This window comes from Helicobacter suis, from assembly GCF_902196125.1.
GTDB classification, from domain to species: Bacteria; Campylobacterota; Campylobacteria; order Campylobacterales; family Helicobacteraceae; genus Helicobacter; species Helicobacter suis_B.
This window is the reverse complement of record NZ_CABIKG010000006.1, coordinates 1-18,632: the sequence shown is the minus strand read 5'-3', so window position 1 is coordinate 18,632 and position 18,632 is coordinate 1. Positions and strand designations below refer to the sequence as shown.

Sequence of the window (18,632 nt, the reverse complement as noted above, 5' to 3'; positions counted from 1 at the left end):
CACCCTTACCAATTAAATATTGCCACATACCAAGGCATATAAGATTTCTTGGGATGTGTTTCTTTTTCTAAAACCTCATCTACGCGTTCCATGTAACGCTTAACCCCCTCTTTTTGGTGGCGCTTGCGATACACATTAGCAATTGCGCGGTTAAGCTCATTTTGCCCTAAAATAAACTTAACTTGCATGTATTCTACCTGATTGAGAAAACGGCTATTGGGGTATTTATCCACAAAGTCATTTAACATACCAAGTGTATTAGACATGAATTCTTGATCCTTACTGTGGTTTTTAAAGGCATAGTAGCGGGCCTGCAACTTTAAAAACTTCAGATAATCAATATTATTTTGGTTGCCAAATCTCTTAATGTACTCATCAAAATAGTACTCAGCCAACACAAACTCTTTCTTTTTCAAATGGGCTTGCCCTAAGGCAATCATGGCATCTGGTACTAAAGGCGAATTGATATGCTCGCTTTGTAAAGACGAGTAGTAATTATCCGCTGTTTCTAAGTTTAAGAATAAAATTTCACGCAAAATACCCTGATACCAAAAGATCGCCGGGCGGTTATAAATGGATTCTTTAGCCTTTTTAGCACACCCTAAAAAAAGGATCATAAAAGCCAGTGAACACCAAAATACACGCATTTCATTCCTTAATCTGCTTAGAAACTACCATTATACCAAAAATCCCATAGGTTACTAATTGATTTTTCGGTGTGGATTGTAGTAAAATCCTTAAAAACCAAGCGCATAAACTATTTCAAGGACTGGGATGCATTTTAGTGTAAAATCCCCCATTTTGGGTTTTGAGCATGTTCATACAATGGACTTAGAAAAAATTGATGAAATTTTCATGCGCTTACGCAATACAGATGCGCCCACGCCCACTTTTACTTTAGTTAATCCCTTTGCCCTGCGCGCTTATGAATTTGAAATCCCCCTAGCCTTACAACTTCTGCTCAATTTAGATAGCGCTAAAAATATCTTAATCGCTAATATCATGGTTATTAAAACCCCTCTTAAAGAATCTACCATTAACTTCTTAGCGCCTTTAGTTTTTAATTTTGATCACCAACTCATGGCCCAAGTTATTTTAGACAGTACCAAATACCCCCGCTATCAAATCTCTGAAAAAATTTCTAACTTTTATCAAGAAAAGCAACCCGTCCATGAATAATTTACTCTTTATTGGTTATGGCCACATGACTCAAGCTATCTTAAAAGGCATGCGCGCCTCTTTAAACCCGCAACATAACATCATAATAGCCGGTAGAAACCCCGCTAAAATTGAGCCCTTTTTAAAACAAGAAGGCTTGGATTTTATCAAACTCAAAGCCTGTAACACTCTTTGTATAGATGGCATGGTGGTTTTTTTAACCCTTAAACCCTATGCTTTAAACCAATTTAGCTATACCGGTGTAGCCAACGCTGTTTTAAGCGCTTTAGCCGGTGTTAACATTGCAACACTTAAGCAATATCTTGCTGCTAATGCATTTGTACGCTTCATGCCAAATATTGCCGCTTCTATGGGTTTATCTGCAACAACCATGTACTTAGAACCTGCTAACACCCCACAAACCCCACACCTAGTAACCCTTTTAGAATGTTTTGGCTTAGTTGTTAGCGTAGATAAAGAACATCTCATTGATGCTTCTATGGCGACTAATGGGAGTTCTTTAGCTTTTTTAAGTCTAGTAGCACAAGGACTAATTGATTCAGGAGTTAGAGAGGGGCTTTCTTATCAACAGGCATTTAAACTTGTACAAAAAAGTTTTGAAGGTTTTGCCTCTTTGCTAAGCACACAAAACCCTCAAGAGATCACCACCGCTATTTGTACCCCCGGAGGGGCAAGTATTGAGGGCTTAAGTGTACTAGAGGATAGAGGGGTAAGAGGGGCGCTAATGCAAGCCTGCCATGCTGCTGTTAATAAATACCGCTAAAATCTATTAGAAAATAGCCTATACTTTTTATCATTAACCAAATTTGTTACCTCTCTATACTATAATATTACACTTTGATATAGAAAGGCAGACATGCAAGAGGTTTATATTTATGGCGCCAAGCGTTCACCCATTGGATCACTAGGGGGTACTCTATCTAGCATACCTGCCACCACTCTAGCAAGCTTGGTTTCCAAAGAGGCACTTAAAGAAAGTGGGTTTAATGGTAATTTAGTAGATACTTGCATTGTAGGCAATGTCATTAGTGCCGGACTCAAACAAGCCCCAGCTAGACAGGTAGCCTTGCATGCGAATTTGCCTAAGTCTGTAGCGTGCATGTTAGTCAATGAGGCTTGTGGATCGGGTTTGCGATCGGTGATGTTAGGGGCTAATAGCATTACTCTAGGGCGATCACGGGCGGCTTTAGTGGGGGGAATGGAAAGCATGAGTTTAGCCCCGCATTTGTTAATGGGTAGCAGGAACGGGTTTAAAATGGGGGATACTAAATTAGAGGATAGCTTATTTAAAGACGGCCTAGTAGATGCCTATCAAGATGTCTTTATGGGTAATTTTGCTGAAGGCTGTGCTAAAAATCACCAGCTAAGCCGTGCAGAACAAGATGCCTTTGCCAAACAAAGCTATATAAAAGCCCTTAAAGCCATAGAGGATAACGCCTTTGAGGCGGAGATGGTGCCCATTTCTGTTAAAACTAAAAAAGGGGAGGTGCTAGTTAGCGTAGATGAGGAGCCGGGTAGGGCTGATTTTGAAAAAGCTTTAAAACTCAAACCGGCCTTTGAAAAAGAGGGGACAATCACCGCCTTTAATGCTAGCAAGATTAGCGATGGGGCAAGCATGCTTATATTAGCAAGCAAGGAGCTAGAAAAAGACACTTCTAGCAAGCCTCTAGCAAAGATCATAGACTACAATTCTTTTAGCCACGATCCCCACCTCTTCCCCGTTGCGCCAGCCCCGGCCATTAAAAATCTTTTAGAAAGAAACCATAAAAAGCCTAGCGATATTGATTTGTATGAAATTAGCGAAGCCTTTGCTGTAGTGGGGATTTTGACCCAAAGAGAGTTGGGATTAAAAGATGAGCAGGTTAATGTGCACGGTGGAGCGATAGCTTTAGGACATCCCATCGGGGCTAGCGGGGCGCGGCTACTCACCACCTTAGTACACGCATTACACAGACATGACAAGCATTTAGGGGTGGCGTGCCTATGCATTGGTGGGGGCGAAGCGGTTGCCATGCTTATACAACGAGTTTAAATCAAGGGAAGCGCATGAATAAGGTAGTGAGCAGTATTGAGGAGGCAATTGCTGGGGTAAAAGATGGCATGACAATCATGTTTGGAGGGTTTGGGCTGTGTGGCATTCCGGAAAATTCTATACTAGCTTTAAGTAAAACAGGAGTTAAAAACATTACTTGCATTTCTAATAACGCAGGGGTAGATGATTTTGGATTAGGTTTACTCCTAAAAAACAAGCAGGTTAAAAAGATGATTGCTAGTTATGTGGGTGAAAATGCTATCTTTGAGCGGCAATTTTTAGATAAGCAAATGGAGGTGGAATTTAACCCACAGGGTACTTTAGCCGAGCGTATCCGCGCGGGTGGGGCTGGTATCCCGGGTTTTTATACGCCTACGGGGGTGGGGACTCTTGTTGCAGAGGGCAAGGAACATAAGGAATTTGATGGGCGTGTCTATATTTTAGAAAGAGCACTCAAGGCAGATTTTGCTTTTATTAAGGCTAAAAAAGCAGATGTGTATGGGAACTTGATCTTTAATAAAACAGCGATGAATTTTAATCCTATGATGGCTAAGGCAGCTAAAATAACTGTTGTAGAAGTGGAGGAAGTGGTTGAGATAGGAGAGCTTGATCCTAACTTTATCCATGTGTCTGGGGTGTATGTGGATCGCATTTTTAAGGGCAGTTTTGAAAAGCGCATTGAACAATTGACGCTTAAAAAGGGAGAATAAGTGGATCACAACAACATAGGTTGGAGCCGTGAGCAGATGGCACAAAAGGCAGTGGAGGATATTAAAGATGGGTATTCTATCAATTTAGGCATTGGTATCCCCACTTTAGTAGCAGACTTCATTCCTAAAGATATTAGCGTGATGTTGCAAAGTGAAAATGGAATGCTAGGCATGGGGCCTTTTCCTACAAGAGAGCAAGCCGATGCAGATTTGATCAATGCAGGCAAACAGACCATTACAGAGAGTATTGGGGCAAGCTACTTTAGCTCAGCAGAGAGCTTTGCGATGATTAGAGGGGGGCACATTGATTTAACTATCTTAGGAGCCATGGAGGTTTCTATTCAGGGGGATTTGGCTAGCTGGATGGTGCCGGGTAAATTGGTTAAGGGCATGGGAGGAGCAATGGATTTAGTTGCGAGTGCTAAAAAAGTGATTGTGATCATGCAACATACCGATAAAAAAGGCAATTTAAAGTTAGTCAAGCAATGCACCCTCCCATTAACAGGTCCTAAATGCGTCTCAAAAGTCATCACTAATTTAGGGGTGTTTGAAATTAAAGATGGGAAATTTATCACTTTAGAATTGGCACAGGGTGTAGAAAATGTACCCTTGCCATAAGGAGGTATTAGCTAGACATCGCATTTTAAAAATCTTAATATAAGGAGTTACATTGAAGTATTTGGTCAATTTAGATAATGGCGGGACGCTGACTGATATTTGCGTGGTGAGTGGTTCAGAAGTGCGCTTTACAAAAACTCTAACCACACCGGTAGATTTGTCAGAATGTTTTTTTAAGGGCATCACTAAGGCAAGTGAGGAAATTTATGGCGAAGGCGGTTTTACTAAGTTATTGCATAGCACTGAGCTTATCCGCTACTCTTCTACGCAAGGTACTAACGCTTTAGTAGAACGAAAGGGGCCTAAATTAGGGCTAATCACAGATGATGCACAACTATCTGCTAATCTTACCAAAACCCCCCACCAACAAGATTTATTTGATAGTCTTGTAGGTACGCGTCTAGTGGTTTTACAACATATCCACGATTCGCATAAAATTGAAAGCGAGCTAGTGGCTGCGGTCAATACCCTCACAAACAAAGGAGCAGAGCGCTTAGTGGTTGCTATTAAAGATAGGGATACAGAAAAAGCTTTCAAGCATGTATTCTTATTGCAATTTCCTAGACATTTGCTAGGGTCTGTGCCCGTGCTATTTTCTTGGGAATTTACCAACGACACTAGTCGGATTAGGCGCATTTGGTCAGCTATTTTAAATAGCTTTTTGCACCCAACTATGGAGCGCTTTTTATACTCCGCTGAACACCGCCTAAAAGCCCACAAGGTTAAAAATCCCCTACTCATTTATCGCAATGACGGGGCCTCTTCGCGGGTGGCTAAATCTGTAGCACTCAAAACTTATTCTTCTGGCCCCAGAGGAGGCATTGAGGGTACCAAAGCCCTAGCTAAAGCCTATGGTTTTGAACATGTTTTAATGGTAGATGTGGGGGGCACTACTTCAGATGTAGGCGAGGTGTATAACCATAAGATTAAAACAGAACGACGCGGATTTGTAGAGGGGATTCAAATTTCCTTTGAGCTTAGCGATGTAAAATCCTTTGGTGTGGGCGGGGGCTCTATTTTGCGCGTTGATAAGAAAGGTACAATCACAGTAGGGCCTGATAGCGTAGGAGCGGCCCCTGGACCTGCTTGCTTTGGCTTTGGGGGTACAGAGGCGACGATAACTGATGTCAATGTAGCTTTAGGTGTGATTGATCCAGACACTTATTTAAATGGGCAACAAAAATTAGATAAAGAGCGCGCAATCTCCACCATTACTGAAAAGATCGCTAAACCGCTGGGTGTGGGTTTACAAAAGGCTTTATTTGCCCTAGAAGAGGCCTATGCAGAACAACTAGCAGCATGCTTAAAAAAACATGTGCAAGAAGATACCGTATTAGCCGCCTTTGGAGGTGGGGGGCCCATGAGTGCGTGTTTGGCTGCTAAAAAAGCGGGCATTAAACGCGTGATTGTACCAAAACTCGCTGCCGTGTTTTCTGCTTATGGGATTAGTTTTTCTGATGTAGCCCAAACTTTTGAAAGAGACATTACAGGCTTAAATAAGGCTGAGGTTGAAGCTATTCAAGAACAAATGCGTGAACAGGCTAAAAGGCATATGTTTCAAGAGGGCTATGATTATGATGAGTGTAAGCATGAGTGGAAAGTGGTGGTAGAAAATGCTGATGGGTCTGAATGCCGCCTCTCTGATTTAAAAGATACGATCCAACTTGATAAAGATCAAAAACGCATTTTAGCCTACCATGTGCGCTATGAACTCTCACACCCTAATTTGCGCGCAAGTTTGCCTAAACACACAACCCCAGCTAAAGTAAGCCACAGCCGTGAGGTGCTTGAGGAAAGAGGGTTGTGCCATAACCCTGTAGTGGTCTTATTAGAGCAAAAAGCTGGGGCACATATGGAAGGTCCAGCAATTGTAGAGGGTCCCTTTTTCACCGCTAGGGTACCTGAGGGGTGGGGTTTATTTGTAACGGATAATGGTGATTTAATTTTGCAAGATCAAGCTTAAGGAGTAAACATGCGCGTTCCGATGACAGAATATTTAATGATTGATTTAAATAGCGAAAGGTGGCTGTGCCGTATTTGTGGGCATGACTTTGGCGATGCTAGAGACACCTACAAAAAAGGTACACTTATTTATGATAGAGACCCCCAAGAGATTCACCCGCCCATCTTAGACCCCAAACGCTACCAATACACCTTTTCACCCGATCCAAAGTTTTGCCGCATTTATGAATACTACTGCCCCACTTGCGGGACTCAAATTGAAACTGAATATGTCCCACCTAACTACCCCCCCACCATAGACATGTTGTGGGATATTGATGATCTTAAAAGGCGTTGGAAAGAGATTGGCAAAGACCCAGAAACTTCTATACACTATGGCCCTGGTGAAAATGCACAAGCAGATTTGCGCGCTAAATTTGACAAAAAGTAAGGAGTGCCTATGAAGAGAATTTCAGTAGACATTGGCGGAACATTCACAGATTGTTTTTTTGCATGGGATGGAAAGTACATTGAATCTAAATCCCTAACCACCCACCACAATTTGTCTTTAGGTTTTAATGCAGCCCTAGATAATGCCTGCAAAATAGCCGGATTAAGCAGAGAACAGGTACTCAAAGAGGTAGATTCAGTGCGCTATGCCACCACTTTAGGCACAAATGCGCTAATTGAGGGCAAGGGACCTAGAGTGGGCGCAATTGTTACCCATGGCTTTGAGGATACGATTCATCTTTCTCGTGGTAAGGGTTATGGTGAGGGCTTAGATGTTACCGAACAAGGCAATATGCCAAATGCCCAACGCCCCGATCCGCTTGTGCCTAGGCGCATGGTGCGCTCCGTTAAAGAGAGGGTGGATAGTGTAGGTGAGGTTTTAGTGCCTTTGCAAAAAGAAGATGTGAGAAAACAGGTACGCGATTTGGTGGATAATGGCGCGCAGGCTATTGTGGTTGCGCTCACTAATGCAACTGAAAACCCTAGCCATGAGCAGTTAGTGTTAGAAACCATTTTAGAGGAATATCCTGCCCACGAGTTAGGCGCTATTCCGGTGATTTTAAGCTCTCAGGTCTCTGGGCGCAAGGGCGAATATGTACGCGCCAACACCACTATCATTGATGCTTTCTTATATGAAATCATGTTCCACGCACTTAGCCAGTTGAGCTCTAATTTAAGAGATAGCGGGTATGGCAGGCCTATGCTAGTAATTCACAATAGCGGAGGAATGGCTCAAAGTAATTCTACGGATAGCTTGCAAACTATTCACTCTGGGCCTGTAAGTGGCGTGAGTGCCTCGCAGCACCTTTCAGAAACCACAGACATCGGTAATGTGGTGTGCATGGACATGGGCGGTACTTCTTTTGACATCGGTATCTTGCCTAAGGGTGGAGTCAAACACTATGACTTCCAGCCTGTAATTTGTCGTTGGTTAGTAACTTTGCCCATGATTCATCTTAATACTCTGGGTGCGGGCGGAGGTTCTATTGCCACTTATGATCGCATCCACCAAGCTATTAAAATCGGACCAGAAAGCGCAGGCTCTGATCCAGGTCCAGCCTGTTATGATAGGGGCGGACTCAATCCTACCGTAACAGATGCAGATTTGCTACTAGGCTATTTAGATCCAGATAATTATGCGGCTGGGGTGATTAAGCTTAATCCTAAACGCTCTAAATTTGTCATTGAGGATAAGCTATGCGATGCGCTGGATTTAGATGTGATTGAAGTGGCTAAGGTGATTAAGCGCTCTGTAGATGAACAAATGGCCATTGGGATTGAAATGGAATTGCGCAAAAATGGGGGCAATGTAGATGAATTTACTATGGTCGCTTACGGGGGTAATGGGCCCTTGCATGCCTGTGGAATTGCCTACCATGCAGGCATTAGTAAAATTTTATTCCCACCCTTTGCCTCCGTATTCTCCGCTCTAGGGGCTGGCAACATGAAACCCTTGCATATCCATGAGCGCAGCGGCTATATTGTGCTTTATGAGCCCATTGGGCGTAAACTCTTTGATGAATACGATCGCATAAATGAGTACATTGAAGAGCTAGAAAGACGGGGCAAGGAGGATTTGCGCCGTCAGGGTTATGACATCTCTAATGTAAAACACCGCTTGGAGATGGATATGCGCTATGGCAACCAGAGGGTAACCACTTCAGTGGTTTTAGACATCAATCGCATTAATAATGTGGGCGATGTTTTGCATGCTATCCGCACTTTCTCAGATGTCTATGCTAAACGCTATGGCAAGGGCGTAGAAGCCCCAGAGGCAGGCGTGCGCGTACAAACCGTGCGCGTGGCAACTTTCATTGAAACCGATGTGGTGCATTTTAAAGAGCTCTATACAGATCATAAAAGGCGTGTACCCACTGCTAAAAGCTCGCGTAAAGTACACTTCGTAGATGAAAAAGAGCCCATTGAAACCCCTATCTATGATGAAAGTGTTTTGAGTGCAGAATATGTTATCCATGGGCCAGCTATCATCACCACAAAAAGCACCACCTATTTGATTGAAAAAAACTGGCGGGTTGAGCCCACTCCACAAGGTGCTGCTTGGCTTTTAAAAGACGAAGTAAATTCTAAATAAGGAGAGAGTATGCCAAATAAAAAAACCCAAGGAAGCCATGTACAGGCCCACAAACACCCCAACGCCCATAGCCACCATGAACACTCCCATAAAAAAGAATTGAGTGCTGAGGAGCAAGCGTGGGTAGAGGATTTTATGAATGAAACCACGCTATTTTTAGGACCTGATCCAGAGATTATGCGCCATCATGCCATTGCTAAACGCACACCCCTAGAGGATCAGGTGCTCTCTAAGGGGAATGATCCCCTGCTTTATGATCGCATCCGTAGGCGTTTGGGCGGATCGCTAGATGAAGCCTTTGAAATGTGTGAGAGCATGGGGGCGGCTCCGGGAGCTAAGTGGGCGGATTTGTCTGTGGCGGTTTATACGGCTAGTGGAGATGTGTGCTACATGTCTAATCGTGGCGTGATAGCCTTCTCAGCCGTATTACACCACCCTATCCGCTACATCATGAAATACTGGAAGGATGAACCCACCGTGGGTATCCACGAGGGTGATGGGTTTTTCCACAACGATGCGCGTTTTGGGTGTGTGCACAACACCGATCAATCCATGCTCACTCCAGTGATTAGAAATGGCGAGATCATCGCTTGGGTGGGTGCAACTATCCATGAGGGCGAGAATGGTGCGTGTGAGCCGGGTGGAATGCCCTCAGGCTCAGAAACCCCCTTTGATGATGGTTTGCGTGGCATTCCCATGAAGATTGTAGAGAGGGGTAAACTTAGAAGAGACCTTCTTACATTTTTGCAACACTCCACACGCGATCCAAAGTTGATGTTGGCTGATATTAAGGTTAAAATGGGGGCGGTGCGCCGGGTGATGGACATTGTCGATCGCATGATTGATGAGTACGGCGTTGATGCCTTTGTAGGGGCGATTAGAATGACGGTAGAAGATGTGGAAAATGAGGTACGCCGTCGCATTGAGGCAATGCCAGATGGCATGGTTACTGTGCAACAATTTGTAGATTCTACGCTCAAAGAAAATATCTTGATCAAATTTGCATGCAAGATCACAGTTAAGGGCGATCACATGACTGTGGATTTAAGAGGTTCTGGCAAAGAGATTATCAATCGCGCTATTAATTCGCCCCTAGCCTCAACTAAAGCCTTTTTCTCTCAGGCAGTGCTTTCTTACTGGTGGCCTGATCTGCCAAGGTGCACAGGGGCTTTTTCTCCTATTGAGGTGATCTCAGATGAGGGCACTTGGGGGGATTGCTCTTATGATGCACCCAATGGACAGAATTTACAAGCCTCCTTTAGGGCCTTTAGTGCCTTGCAGATTGCCTATGCCAAGTTGCAATTTTCTATGCACACCAAATACGCCAATGTGATCGCCCCTTGGTTTAACCAAATTAATGACTTCTTATGGGGTGGAGAAACCCAGCATGGCGAACAGGTGGGGAATTTGTGTGCGGATTTAAATGGCATGGGTGGGGGCGCAAAGGCCTTTAGAGATGGTGAGGACGCGGTAGCTCCCTTGTTTTGTGCGATGGCAGACATTGGCGAACAGGAGGTAATGGAGGAGGAAGTGCCTTTTTTACAACTGGTGAGTAAGAGAGTGGTGCGCGACAACCAAGGCTTTGGCAAATTCCGTGGTGGCATGGGCTATGAGATGATTGTTGCGGCGCGCAATACGCCAGAATGGGGCTTTATGACGGTTACCTCTGGGGCGAAGTTTTCTAGTGTGTGCGGATTGTTTGGGGGTTATGGGTGTGCAACCTATCCCTTAGCTATGGTCAAGGGCATTAACATTTTTGAGATCGTTAAAAAAGACCCCGAACAATTTGATCTATCTATGGAAAGGGTGATGAATGAACGCCCCTTTGAGGGAGGCGTTTACACCACTTATCATATGGGCTTGCAGTTTGACAGGTCCCGAGAGGGCGAGCTTTATATGATTGCACAGGGCTGTGGCGGGGGTTATGGCGATGTTTTAGAGAGAGACCCTGAGTTAGTCATGGAGGATTTACAGGTGGGTAGGATTTCTGAACATGTGGCCTCTGAGATTTATAAGGTGGTGTGGGATAAAGAAACCTTTGTAGTAGATGAGCATGCCACCAAACAAAAGCGCGAGAATGAGAGAAAAGCGCGTTTGAAAAGAGGCTTGCCCTACGATGAATTTGTAAAAAAACATGTTAAAGACGAGCCGCCTAAGGATTTATACTACTATGGCTCTTGGGGAGAGGAAAATCCAGAAGAGCTCATCGCCACTGTTTGGGATCACCATGGACCCAAACGCGTCAAAGGCAAACTCAAAGATATTCCTTTAGTGGTGATGCCCAATCGCCATGTGGTCAAAATTGCCCAACTAGAAAAAAGGGTAGAAGAATTAGAAATTAAGTATGAGGGTGGGGTAAGACCTAAATTAGTGTAATAAGCAAGGGGTAGGAGAATTTCTTCTAACCCTAAGCTTAAAGATCACTTTGTGGCAAATCTTATTAAAATAAAGGATAGTAGCCCATGTTTAAAGCAGGTTGGCAAAAAGCAAATCAGATTGTAAACACACCAGCTACCCTCTTTTTAATGGTTGCTATAATCCTCTCTGTCTTTTTAGTGCCTCTTTAAAACCATTCAAAATTTTCTCATAAAAGCTTTATAAAGGAAAACCGTGCTAACTATTATTAAGGAAATAAACCGGCTAGTTGCAAACAATGATTTTAACGGATTATCGGTAGAAGGATAACAATGAATTTTATTGAAGATGTGCTCAAACAGGGTAAAAATAAACTAGTAGTAGATGCTAGAAGTTATGCCCATAAGGTTTTAATGCAACACAAGCCCTACCCATGGCATGATGCTGTGCTTTATAGCAATTACATGAAACAGGTGGTTTCTCTGCTTAAAGCAGATGCTTTAGTCCTTCGTTTTGATAAGATGTTAGAGGAAGAACTCATAAATAATAAGGATTTAGTGGAAAAAATGGGGGAGAAAAAGCGTAGTGGCTATGCCCTTAAAATTTTTATGCAAGATGAGGGCTTAAGAGAAATCACAAGTTCTTTGATCAATACTGCTACAAACACGCTACACATGCACATTCTTACCCAGCTCCAAACTCCCTTAGAACTGCTTAAAATGACGGCTAAGGCTGTGGGTGCAAGTGAAGAGTTTGAAGATGAAACTATAGAAAATGCCGCTGTATATTGTGCAGATTGGCTACGCTCCTATAAAGATTCTAAAGTAAGCGGGCTTTTATTTGATGAGCGCGCTCAATCCTTGCCACCTGAAGCGTATGCTCCCATTGCCAATGTTGCAACAAATTACGGTTGGAGTGTGGGTTTTAGGCATGAAAAAGAATTACAATTTGGGGATTTTACCGTTCCGGTTTTAGATTCACAGTTTTGGTGTAATAAGCAGGCCCTAGCTCCTGATTTTAAACAAAGCTTTTTTACTGAGATTGATCAAGAGGCTATCCCTGAGGTGGTTTTAGAAAAATTAAATGCGCTTCTTAAGGATTGATTACATTACTATTTGCTAGATAAACCCCCTTGAAGGGTTTGAATGACTAAAGCATTTTTTTACCACTTGCGCCGTAAAACCCCTAGCTTTAGCTAAGCGGATTAAGGCGCATACTTCTTAGAGCGTATTGGAGCAATTGGGACATAACCTATACTCAGTGTATTAGTTAACTATGGTTGTGTATAGCACACTGCATGGAATATATCAAGTATGAAAGTAATAACAAGTCTATTTGTGCTTACAGGGCTTAAGCCGTTTACTCAGTGCCTTTATTAGCTTTAGAGAACTTCAAGATACTAGCCTTAAAGAACTCCCCAAAATTGAGGCAAGAGCAGCTTATATGCAATATTGCCTAGAGCAAGTTAGAAATGTAATAGATAACTATAATAGCTACTTTGATGAGTTTAACTACATTATGGGCAAGAACAATGCCCTAATTGTGCAAAACTTCCAAATCGTGCAAGATAAGATCACCCTAGCCAATAATGTACTCACTCAGGCTAATCTATCTGTGCAAGAGATTATTAAATACCGCGATGAGATACAGGCTTTACTAGTTAGGCTTAACTCCCTCCCACATCTTAAAGATGAATTAAATAATCTTTATAGCAAAACGACAGGCTACTTAGAGGATTTAAAAAAGGCTAATGCTGAAGCGCTTAATAATATTAAAGAACACCTAGAGGCCGCGCAAAATGCGCTCAATTCATTAGAAGGGGAGTTAGATAGCAAACTAGAACAAAAGGCCAAAGAATTACAGGGCAATTTAAACATTCTTGAAAACACCATTCAAACAAAGGTAGATCAGCGCCTTAGCAACTTAGATAATTTGATTCAAACCCATAAGACTGAAGCGCAGGCTAAGTTAGCAGAAATGCAACGTTATTTAGCTGTAGCGGTAAAATTAAGAGATTATGCACAGGCTACTTACAAAGCCCTAGATCATATCCTTAAAGATGCGCTAGATCAAATCCTAAAACACACTTCTACCCAAAAAGAATTACTCACCAGCCACACAGATAGCCTAACAACTACTAGTAAAGAGGATATTAAAGAGTATAAAAAATCCATGATTGAGGAATTTAACAAAGATAGCGCCCCTATAGGTGCAGAAATAGCCACGCTTAAGACTATGTTAGAGCAATTACAGGTTAGATCAACTAAATTAGGTCTTGACTTTAGCACTACAACTTATACAGAAAATGCTAGCTTTGAAGTGCCAAAGAGTGGGATTTACTACTTTGTGTTTTTACAAGCAGGGGCGGGTAATCCAAGCAATACCGATAGCAATAGCAATAATAGTATTACCTCCTTTGGAGATAAGCTAAGTATTGCAAGTGGCAATGGCGCCACTACAGGGGCGATTAAATGTGGGTGGATCAAATTAGAAAATCAAGAAAATATTGCTATTAGTGTGGGCAGTGGGGGGTTATGCGTAGTGAGCTATGCTACAGCCCTAAGGCTTGAAGATGTAGCAAAGAATAGTATTGCTACAACAGAGCCCACAGAAACACCGGAAACCACACAAAACCCAACAGAAGGAGAGAACTAAATGTATCCAGATATTAGCGCAGGCAGAGGCGCATTAAGTTTAGTTAATGAAAGCATGAATAATCTTAGAGGGGCACATGCTAATATGGCAAATACTATGGCTAACTTTAGCGCGCAAATCAACCAAGCAGGGGCAAATGCGCAGAAAATCCTAGAAAATGAGGACTTAAAAGCTTATCAGAAAATGCGCGATAATCTAGCAGATCAAAGAGCACAACAAGCCCAAGACTTTAGACAACAAGTATTTGACCATAACCAAAGAATGGACTTAGCTATGCAGGGCTTTAGAGAAAATCAGGCTAAGCAAGCCCAAGAGTACCAACAACAAATATTTAAACACCAACAAGGCCTAGATCGAATCAATAACGCCCTTAAGACCCAGCAACTAAAAATGGCACAAGAACAAAATAAGGCTAATGTTGCGCTTACAAAAGCCAAAACCCTAGACCAACAAGCCAAAAACTATACTCTAGGTGTTACTATTGGTACAGGAGGTAGTAGCGCCCATATAAAGGCAGCTAAAACTCTCCAACAAGACCTATTGCCCAACTTCAACCCCCCGCCCTTACAAAAACCCATTAAGAATAAGATGATCACACCCCCACTAAATCCACCTAGCCCCACTACAGCCCAGTTTAACCCGATGTTGCGGCCATGAAAGAGGAAATTAAAAGAGAACTAGCCCTAAGAGAGTTAGCCAAAAGAGATTTATACACCTTTATTAAACTCAAGTGGGAGCGCTATAACCTAGCCCCCTTTATGGATAGTTGGCATATTAAGTATTTAGCTAAGGTGCTTGAAAATACTTTGCCTAGTAGTGAAAACTTAATAACCCGTTTGATGATCAACATGCCCCCTAGCTATGGCAAAACTGAGATTATCGCAAGGTGTTTTATTGCATGGAGTTTAGGCAAAGATAGGGCTAGAAAATACTTTTATATTAGCTATAGTGATGATCTATGTAGAAAGATCGCTAATCAAGTGCGCGATTTGATGAAATCAAAATTTTTTAGCCAGATATTCCCAGAACCCTTAGAATTTTTACAAGATAATGCCCAAGAATTTATATTGCGAGAGGGCGGGGGGTTATTTGTAACCACTCTTAAAAGCGCTTTAACAGGCTTTCATGCCCACCAAATCCTAATAGATGATCCAATTAAAGTATCTGAAATGGGAAGCAAAAGCGCAATTAAGGCAATGCATAGCAACTTTAAAGAAAGCGTATTAAGTAGGTTACAAGATAATTACAGCAACATCACTATTTTAATGCAAAGGCTAGGGCTAAATGATCTATGCGGATATTTGCTTAATCCTAGAGAGTTTGAAGAGGAGAATATTAAGCAGTGGCGCGTAATTAAGTTACAAGCTATTAATGAAAATCAAGAAATGTATAGCATAGGCGAGTTTAACTATATCCGCCAGCCTAAAGAGGCTTTATTTAAAGAGCGCCATAACTTAGAGCAACTAGAAGAGTTGCGCCTACAAATGGGCAACGACGAATTTAGCGCGCAGTATCAGCAAGAACCCATTAGCACCAGTGGTGGTTACTTTGATGAGCAATACTACACAAATGTATTTGAGCATGAATTAGGCCAAATCAATACTTTCATCTTTGTGGATAACGCATTAAGTTTAAAACAAAGTGCAGATAATCGCGCGATCGTAGTTGTGGGTGTAGAAAACTATAAAGATAGCGCTAGATATATCGTATTAGAGTGTTATTGTGGTATTTGGAGTGAGGAGATCACTATAAGCTACATCTTGCAGGCTAAGGCTAAATTTAGAGAGGCTAAAACTTATATTGAATCAGATGGGGGCGGGCTAGTGTTACACCGCCTATTAATGGTAGAGTTAGCCAAACATAACCAAAGGGCTAAAGAGAATTACACAGAGGGCTTAAACGACTTAATCACTTGCTATACCCCTAGTAGACAAGTAAGTAAGGTGGATAAGATCAAGGCAATTAGACCCTATTATAATACCGGCTATCTAGTCTTTAGCCACACATGTAGCAATCAAGATCAGATCAAAAAAGAACTCTTTAGCTTTAACCCCGATAAGCCCTTTAAGCAAGATGATACGATTGACGCGCTAGCTAGTGCAATCAATCACCCAGAAGTCAAGCCCCCCTTTATTAGCCAAAGTGATACTTATAAATCACAGAATCGTAGCAGTGCTAGGCGGACATGGCGCATATAGCAAAAAAGAGCAAAGGGCAAGGGTGTTGCAGGTGGCTACAAATCCTAACCCTTGAAAGTGTTTAAAATTTTAGCTTTAATTATGCCCACTCTAGGTTAGCACAAATTCATAGCATAAGCCCTATGAGCAAGGTTTAAAGCTAGCCTAGAGGTGTTAAATTCTTAACCCTTGAAAATCCTACTTAATCTTGGCAAAGTGTAGCTAAAGGGTAACATATGGCTACACTGAACTTTGATAAATTAGAACAAGACAACATAGATACAAAGCAGATTTTAGACTTTGTTAAATCTAGCAATAGCAACTTTAATCATGAACAATTAGAAAAGTATTATAAAGATCAAGGCTTTAATGAGCAAGAGATCAATAGCGCGCTGTATAACGATCTTAAAACTTTAGGTAAGAATTTAAATATTGAGTTAGCGCCACCTGTAGTTAAACCTACTAGCTTGAGTGAACAAGATGAGGCGCTACAGATTAAACCTACAAAAGCACTTGAAAATACAAATGGGTTTGAAATACAAACGCCCCAGAGTGCAGGAGATAAGCTATTAGCACAGAATGAGACTAACAAAGCGCTTATAGCGCCTCCTAGCGCTGAAAATAAGCTTAAATTAGAGGAGAGCGGGACTAAGACAAATAATGTTAGCAGTGCAGAGCTACCCACAAGTAAAAAACCCTTTAGTTTAGAGGATTTGCAAACACGCGCTAGTAAGTTTAGCTTTGTGAATGAATTGATCCCGGATATGCTAAAGAGTAAAGAGCGCAAAAGTCAAGATTTAGAGTTAGATAGCTTGATCAAAGAAGCTATAGAAAATAGAGTGCCTTATGCAAAACTACCTAAAGAGATTAAAACCCATTTAATCCTTCAAGGGGCATTTAATGGAGATTATGGCTTTAATAAAGGCCCTAATGCCTACCAAGCAGAGATCACCCGCCAAAGTATTTTAAAGGTTAAAGAGGCTAAAGAGCTAACCCAAGCCCAAAAAAACCAAATATTCAGAGATAGAAACATCTTTAAAACTCTATTTAACAGCGCCTTTAAAGATGAAAATGAGGATTTAAAAGAGTATCAAGAAAACCTAAAATCTCAAGCGATCACTAAAGATCTCCAAAAGGCCATAACGCTTTATGACAATATAGCACCCGGTAAAAGTGTGGCTAGCTTATTATTTGGCAGTGATCCTAAAGAGGTAGAACAATATAGAAAAGGCGCAACAGATATTGCTAAAGGTTTAGGGTTTGATAGTTTAGAATTTGGCAACAAAGGTGAGATTTACGCGATCAAAGATAAGCAAGCTTATAAAATCAACGATAGCTTTTTTGATAACTTTAAAACTATTATTGCCGCTAATGCAGGCAGTATTGCAGGCAGTTTAATAGGTAGCGCAGTTGGGGCGGCTAAAGGTGTAGCTAAAGGACGGGGGGGACCTTGGGGCATGATAGCAGGCGGAGCTATTGGGGCATTTATAGGCGGGGGAGCAGATGCCGCGCTTACTAACTTTGTGCTAAATCGCGATCAAAACTTTAATGAGACAATTAAGCACGCCACACAAGAGGGATTATTAAGCGCTGTAGGTGATGTGGCCTTTATAGGCTTAGGCAAAGCAATAGGTAAAGTTGCAGACTTACCTAAAGCTCTAGGTAGAGTGAGTGATTACTTACCGGTAGTGGGCACACTTAAGCGCGCTATGAGTGGAAACGATAGAGCCGCGCAAAGACTTATCAATCAAGTATACACCCCAGAACAAGAAGCCGCTTTAAAAGAATTTGGGGAACAATTTGGAGGCGGGGTAAAATTGCAAAACCCTAAAAGCCCACTAAGAGAAAAAATTATTAAGAGTTTTGGGGAGGATAGCGGGGCGCTTAAGGCCTTTGATAGTGCTTATGATATTTTAACTCTACCTAAGCATACAGAGAGACAAGAGGCCTTTATTAGAGCTATTAGAGCCGATGAGAGCGGTAACCTTTTAGCCTTTTTAACTGAAGCGGCTAATAGCAGTGTGCAGGCACATAACACGCTAAAAAGTATTTTAAATAAAACTACAGCTAATCTAAAAGAACAACTTGAAAATCTCCAGCTAAATAAGGGTGATATAAAGGCAATCTTTGATGATTTAGAAAGGGGCACTAAAGAGAGTTATAACGATGCTGTAGAAAAGGCCATACCAGCCGTATTAACAAATGATATTAAAACTACTTTAAGCCCAGAATCTAAGAATGTAGGTGAGTTAAGCTATAACGCCTTTAAAGCGCAGTTAAAAGATCAAGGGCTATTACAAGAGGCCAAACCCTTTTTAAACACCATTGAGAAAAATATTTATAACCCTAAGGGGGTAAACTTC

Annotated in this window: 14 protein-coding genes and 1 pseudogene; 14 read left to right on the top strand and 1 reads right to left on the bottom strand. The window is 41.9% G+C overall.

What is annotated here, in order from left to right; all coding sequences use genetic code 11:
* Nucleotides 1-5: 5 nt before the first annotated feature.
* Complete coding sequence (bamD, locus tag G6Q00_RS03020) at nt 6-647, bottom strand: outer membrane protein assembly factor BamD (protein ID WP_163499005.1); 642 nt, start codon at nt 645-647, stop codon at nt 6-8.
* 127 nt (nt 648-774) lie between these two features.
* Here bamD and fliW point away from each other — a divergent pair, with 127 nt between their 5' ends.
* The 14 genes and pseudogenes from fliW to G6Q00_RS02950 all read left to right on the top strand — a co-directional run.
* The gene (gene fliW, locus G6Q00_RS03015) at nt 775-1,179 is read left to right on the top strand and encodes a flagellar assembly protein FliW (RefSeq protein ID WP_163499004.1); all 405 of its coding nucleotides are present in this window, start codon (nt 775-777) and stop codon (nt 1,177-1,179) included.
* Nucleotides 1,172-1,942 (top strand): pyrroline-5-carboxylate reductase, encoded by a 771-nt coding sequence (gene proC, locus G6Q00_RS03010; RefSeq protein ID WP_240330950.1) that lies wholly within the window; start codon nt 1,172-1,174, stop codon nt 1,940-1,942. The genes fliW and proC overlap by 8 nt, the downstream gene beginning before the upstream one ends.
* Before the next feature lie 93 nt (nt 1,943-2,035).
* Nucleotides 2,036-3,211 (top strand): thiolase family protein, encoded by a 1,176-nt coding sequence (locus G6Q00_RS03005; RefSeq protein ID WP_163531960.1) that lies wholly within the window; start codon nt 2,036-2,038, stop codon nt 3,209-3,211.
* Nucleotides 3,212-3,225: 14 nt separating this feature from the next.
* Nucleotides 3,226-3,921, top strand: coding sequence for a CoA transferase subunit A (locus tag G6Q00_RS03000; RefSeq protein ID WP_163499002.1), 696 nt, complete (start codon nt 3,226-3,228; stop codon nt 3,919-3,921).
* On the top strand, nt 3,922-4,539 hold the full coding sequence (locus G6Q00_RS02995) for a 3-oxoacid CoA-transferase subunit B (RefSeq protein ID WP_163531959.1): 618 nt from the start codon (nt 3,922-3,924) through the stop codon (nt 4,537-4,539). It abuts the gene before it with no gap.
* Nucleotides 4,540-4,591: 52 nt separating this feature from the next.
* A complete protein-coding gene (locus G6Q00_RS02990; protein WP_163531958.1) occupies nt 4,592-6,502 on the top strand; it encodes a hydantoinase/oxoprolinase family protein in 1,911 nt (636 codons plus the stop codon).
* A 9-nt stretch (nt 6,503-6,511) separates the two neighbouring features.
* Nucleotides 6,512-6,931 (top strand): acetone carboxylase subunit gamma, encoded by a 420-nt coding sequence (locus G6Q00_RS02985; protein ID WP_163498999.1) that lies wholly within the window; start codon nt 6,512-6,514, stop codon nt 6,929-6,931.
* A 9-nt stretch (nt 6,932-6,940) separates the two neighbouring features.
* Nucleotides 6,941-9,082, top strand: coding sequence for a hydantoinase/oxoprolinase family protein (locus G6Q00_RS02980; RefSeq protein WP_163531957.1), 2,142 nt, complete (start codon nt 6,941-6,943; stop codon nt 9,080-9,082).
* Between the two features lie 9 nt (nt 9,083-9,091).
* Nucleotides 9,092-11,458, top strand: coding sequence for a hydantoinase B/oxoprolinase family protein (locus tag G6Q00_RS02975; RefSeq protein ID WP_163531956.1), 2,367 nt, complete (start codon nt 9,092-9,094; stop codon nt 11,456-11,458).
* Between the two features lie 311 nt (nt 11,459-11,769).
* Complete coding sequence (locus tag G6Q00_RS02970; protein ID WP_163531955.1) at nt 11,770-12,540, top strand: hypothetical protein; 771 nt, start codon at nt 11,770-11,772, stop codon at nt 12,538-12,540.
* Between the two features lie 232 nt (nt 12,541-12,772).
* Entirely contained in the window at nt 12,773-14,092 is a 1,320-nt protein-coding gene (locus G6Q00_RS02965) for an apolipoprotein A1/A4/E family protein (RefSeq protein ID WP_163531954.1), read from the top strand.
* Entirely contained in the window at nt 14,093-14,749 is a 657-nt protein-coding gene (locus tag G6Q00_RS02960) for a hypothetical protein (protein WP_163531953.1), read from the top strand.
* A complete protein-coding gene (locus G6Q00_RS02955) occupies nt 14,746-16,290 on the top strand; it encodes a hypothetical protein (RefSeq protein ID WP_163531952.1) in 1,545 nt (514 codons plus the stop codon). The genes G6Q00_RS02960 and G6Q00_RS02955 overlap by 4 nt, the downstream gene beginning before the upstream one ends.
* A 215-nt stretch (nt 16,291-16,505) precedes the next feature.
* A pseudogene (locus G6Q00_RS02950) lies at nt 16,506-18,632 on the top strand (hypothetical protein); the annotation flags it as partial.

Bases quoted from the DNA above. Each gene is read 5' to 3' on its own strand.
- bamD (WP_163499005.1), bottom strand. From the start codon at position 647: ATGCGTGTATTTTGGTGTTCACTGGCTTTTATGATCCTTTTTTTAGGG.
- fliW (WP_163499004.1), top strand. From the start codon at position 775: ATGCATTTTAGTGTAAAATCCCCCATTTTGGGTTTTGAGCATGTTCAT.
- proC (WP_240330950.1), top strand. From the start codon at position 1,172: ATGAATAATTTACTCTTTATTGGTTATGGCCACATGACTCAAGCTATC.
- G6Q00_RS03005 (WP_163531960.1), top strand. From the start codon at position 2,036: ATGCAAGAGGTTTATATTTATGGCGCCAAGCGTTCACCCATTGGATCA.
- G6Q00_RS03000 (WP_163499002.1), top strand. From the start codon at position 3,226: ATGAATAAGGTAGTGAGCAGTATTGAGGAGGCAATTGCTGGGGTAAAA.
- G6Q00_RS02985 (WP_163498999.1), top strand. From the start codon at position 6,512: ATGCGCGTTCCGATGACAGAATATTTAATGATTGATTTAAATAGCGAA.
- G6Q00_RS02980 (WP_163531957.1), top strand. From the start codon at position 6,941: ATGAAGAGAATTTCAGTAGACATTGGCGGAACATTCACAGATTGTTTT.
- G6Q00_RS02975 (WP_163531956.1), top strand. From the start codon at position 9,092: ATGCCAAATAAAAAAACCCAAGGAAGCCATGTACAGGCCCACAAACAC.
- G6Q00_RS02970 (WP_163531955.1), top strand. From the start codon at position 11,770: ATGAATTTTATTGAAGATGTGCTCAAACAGGGTAAAAATAAACTAGTA.
- G6Q00_RS02960 (WP_163531953.1), top strand. From the start codon at position 14,093: ATGTATCCAGATATTAGCGCAGGCAGAGGCGCATTAAGTTTAGTTAAT.
- G6Q00_RS02955 (WP_163531952.1), top strand. From the start codon at position 14,746: ATGAAAGAGGAAATTAAAAGAGAACTAGCCCTAAGAGAGTTAGCCAAA.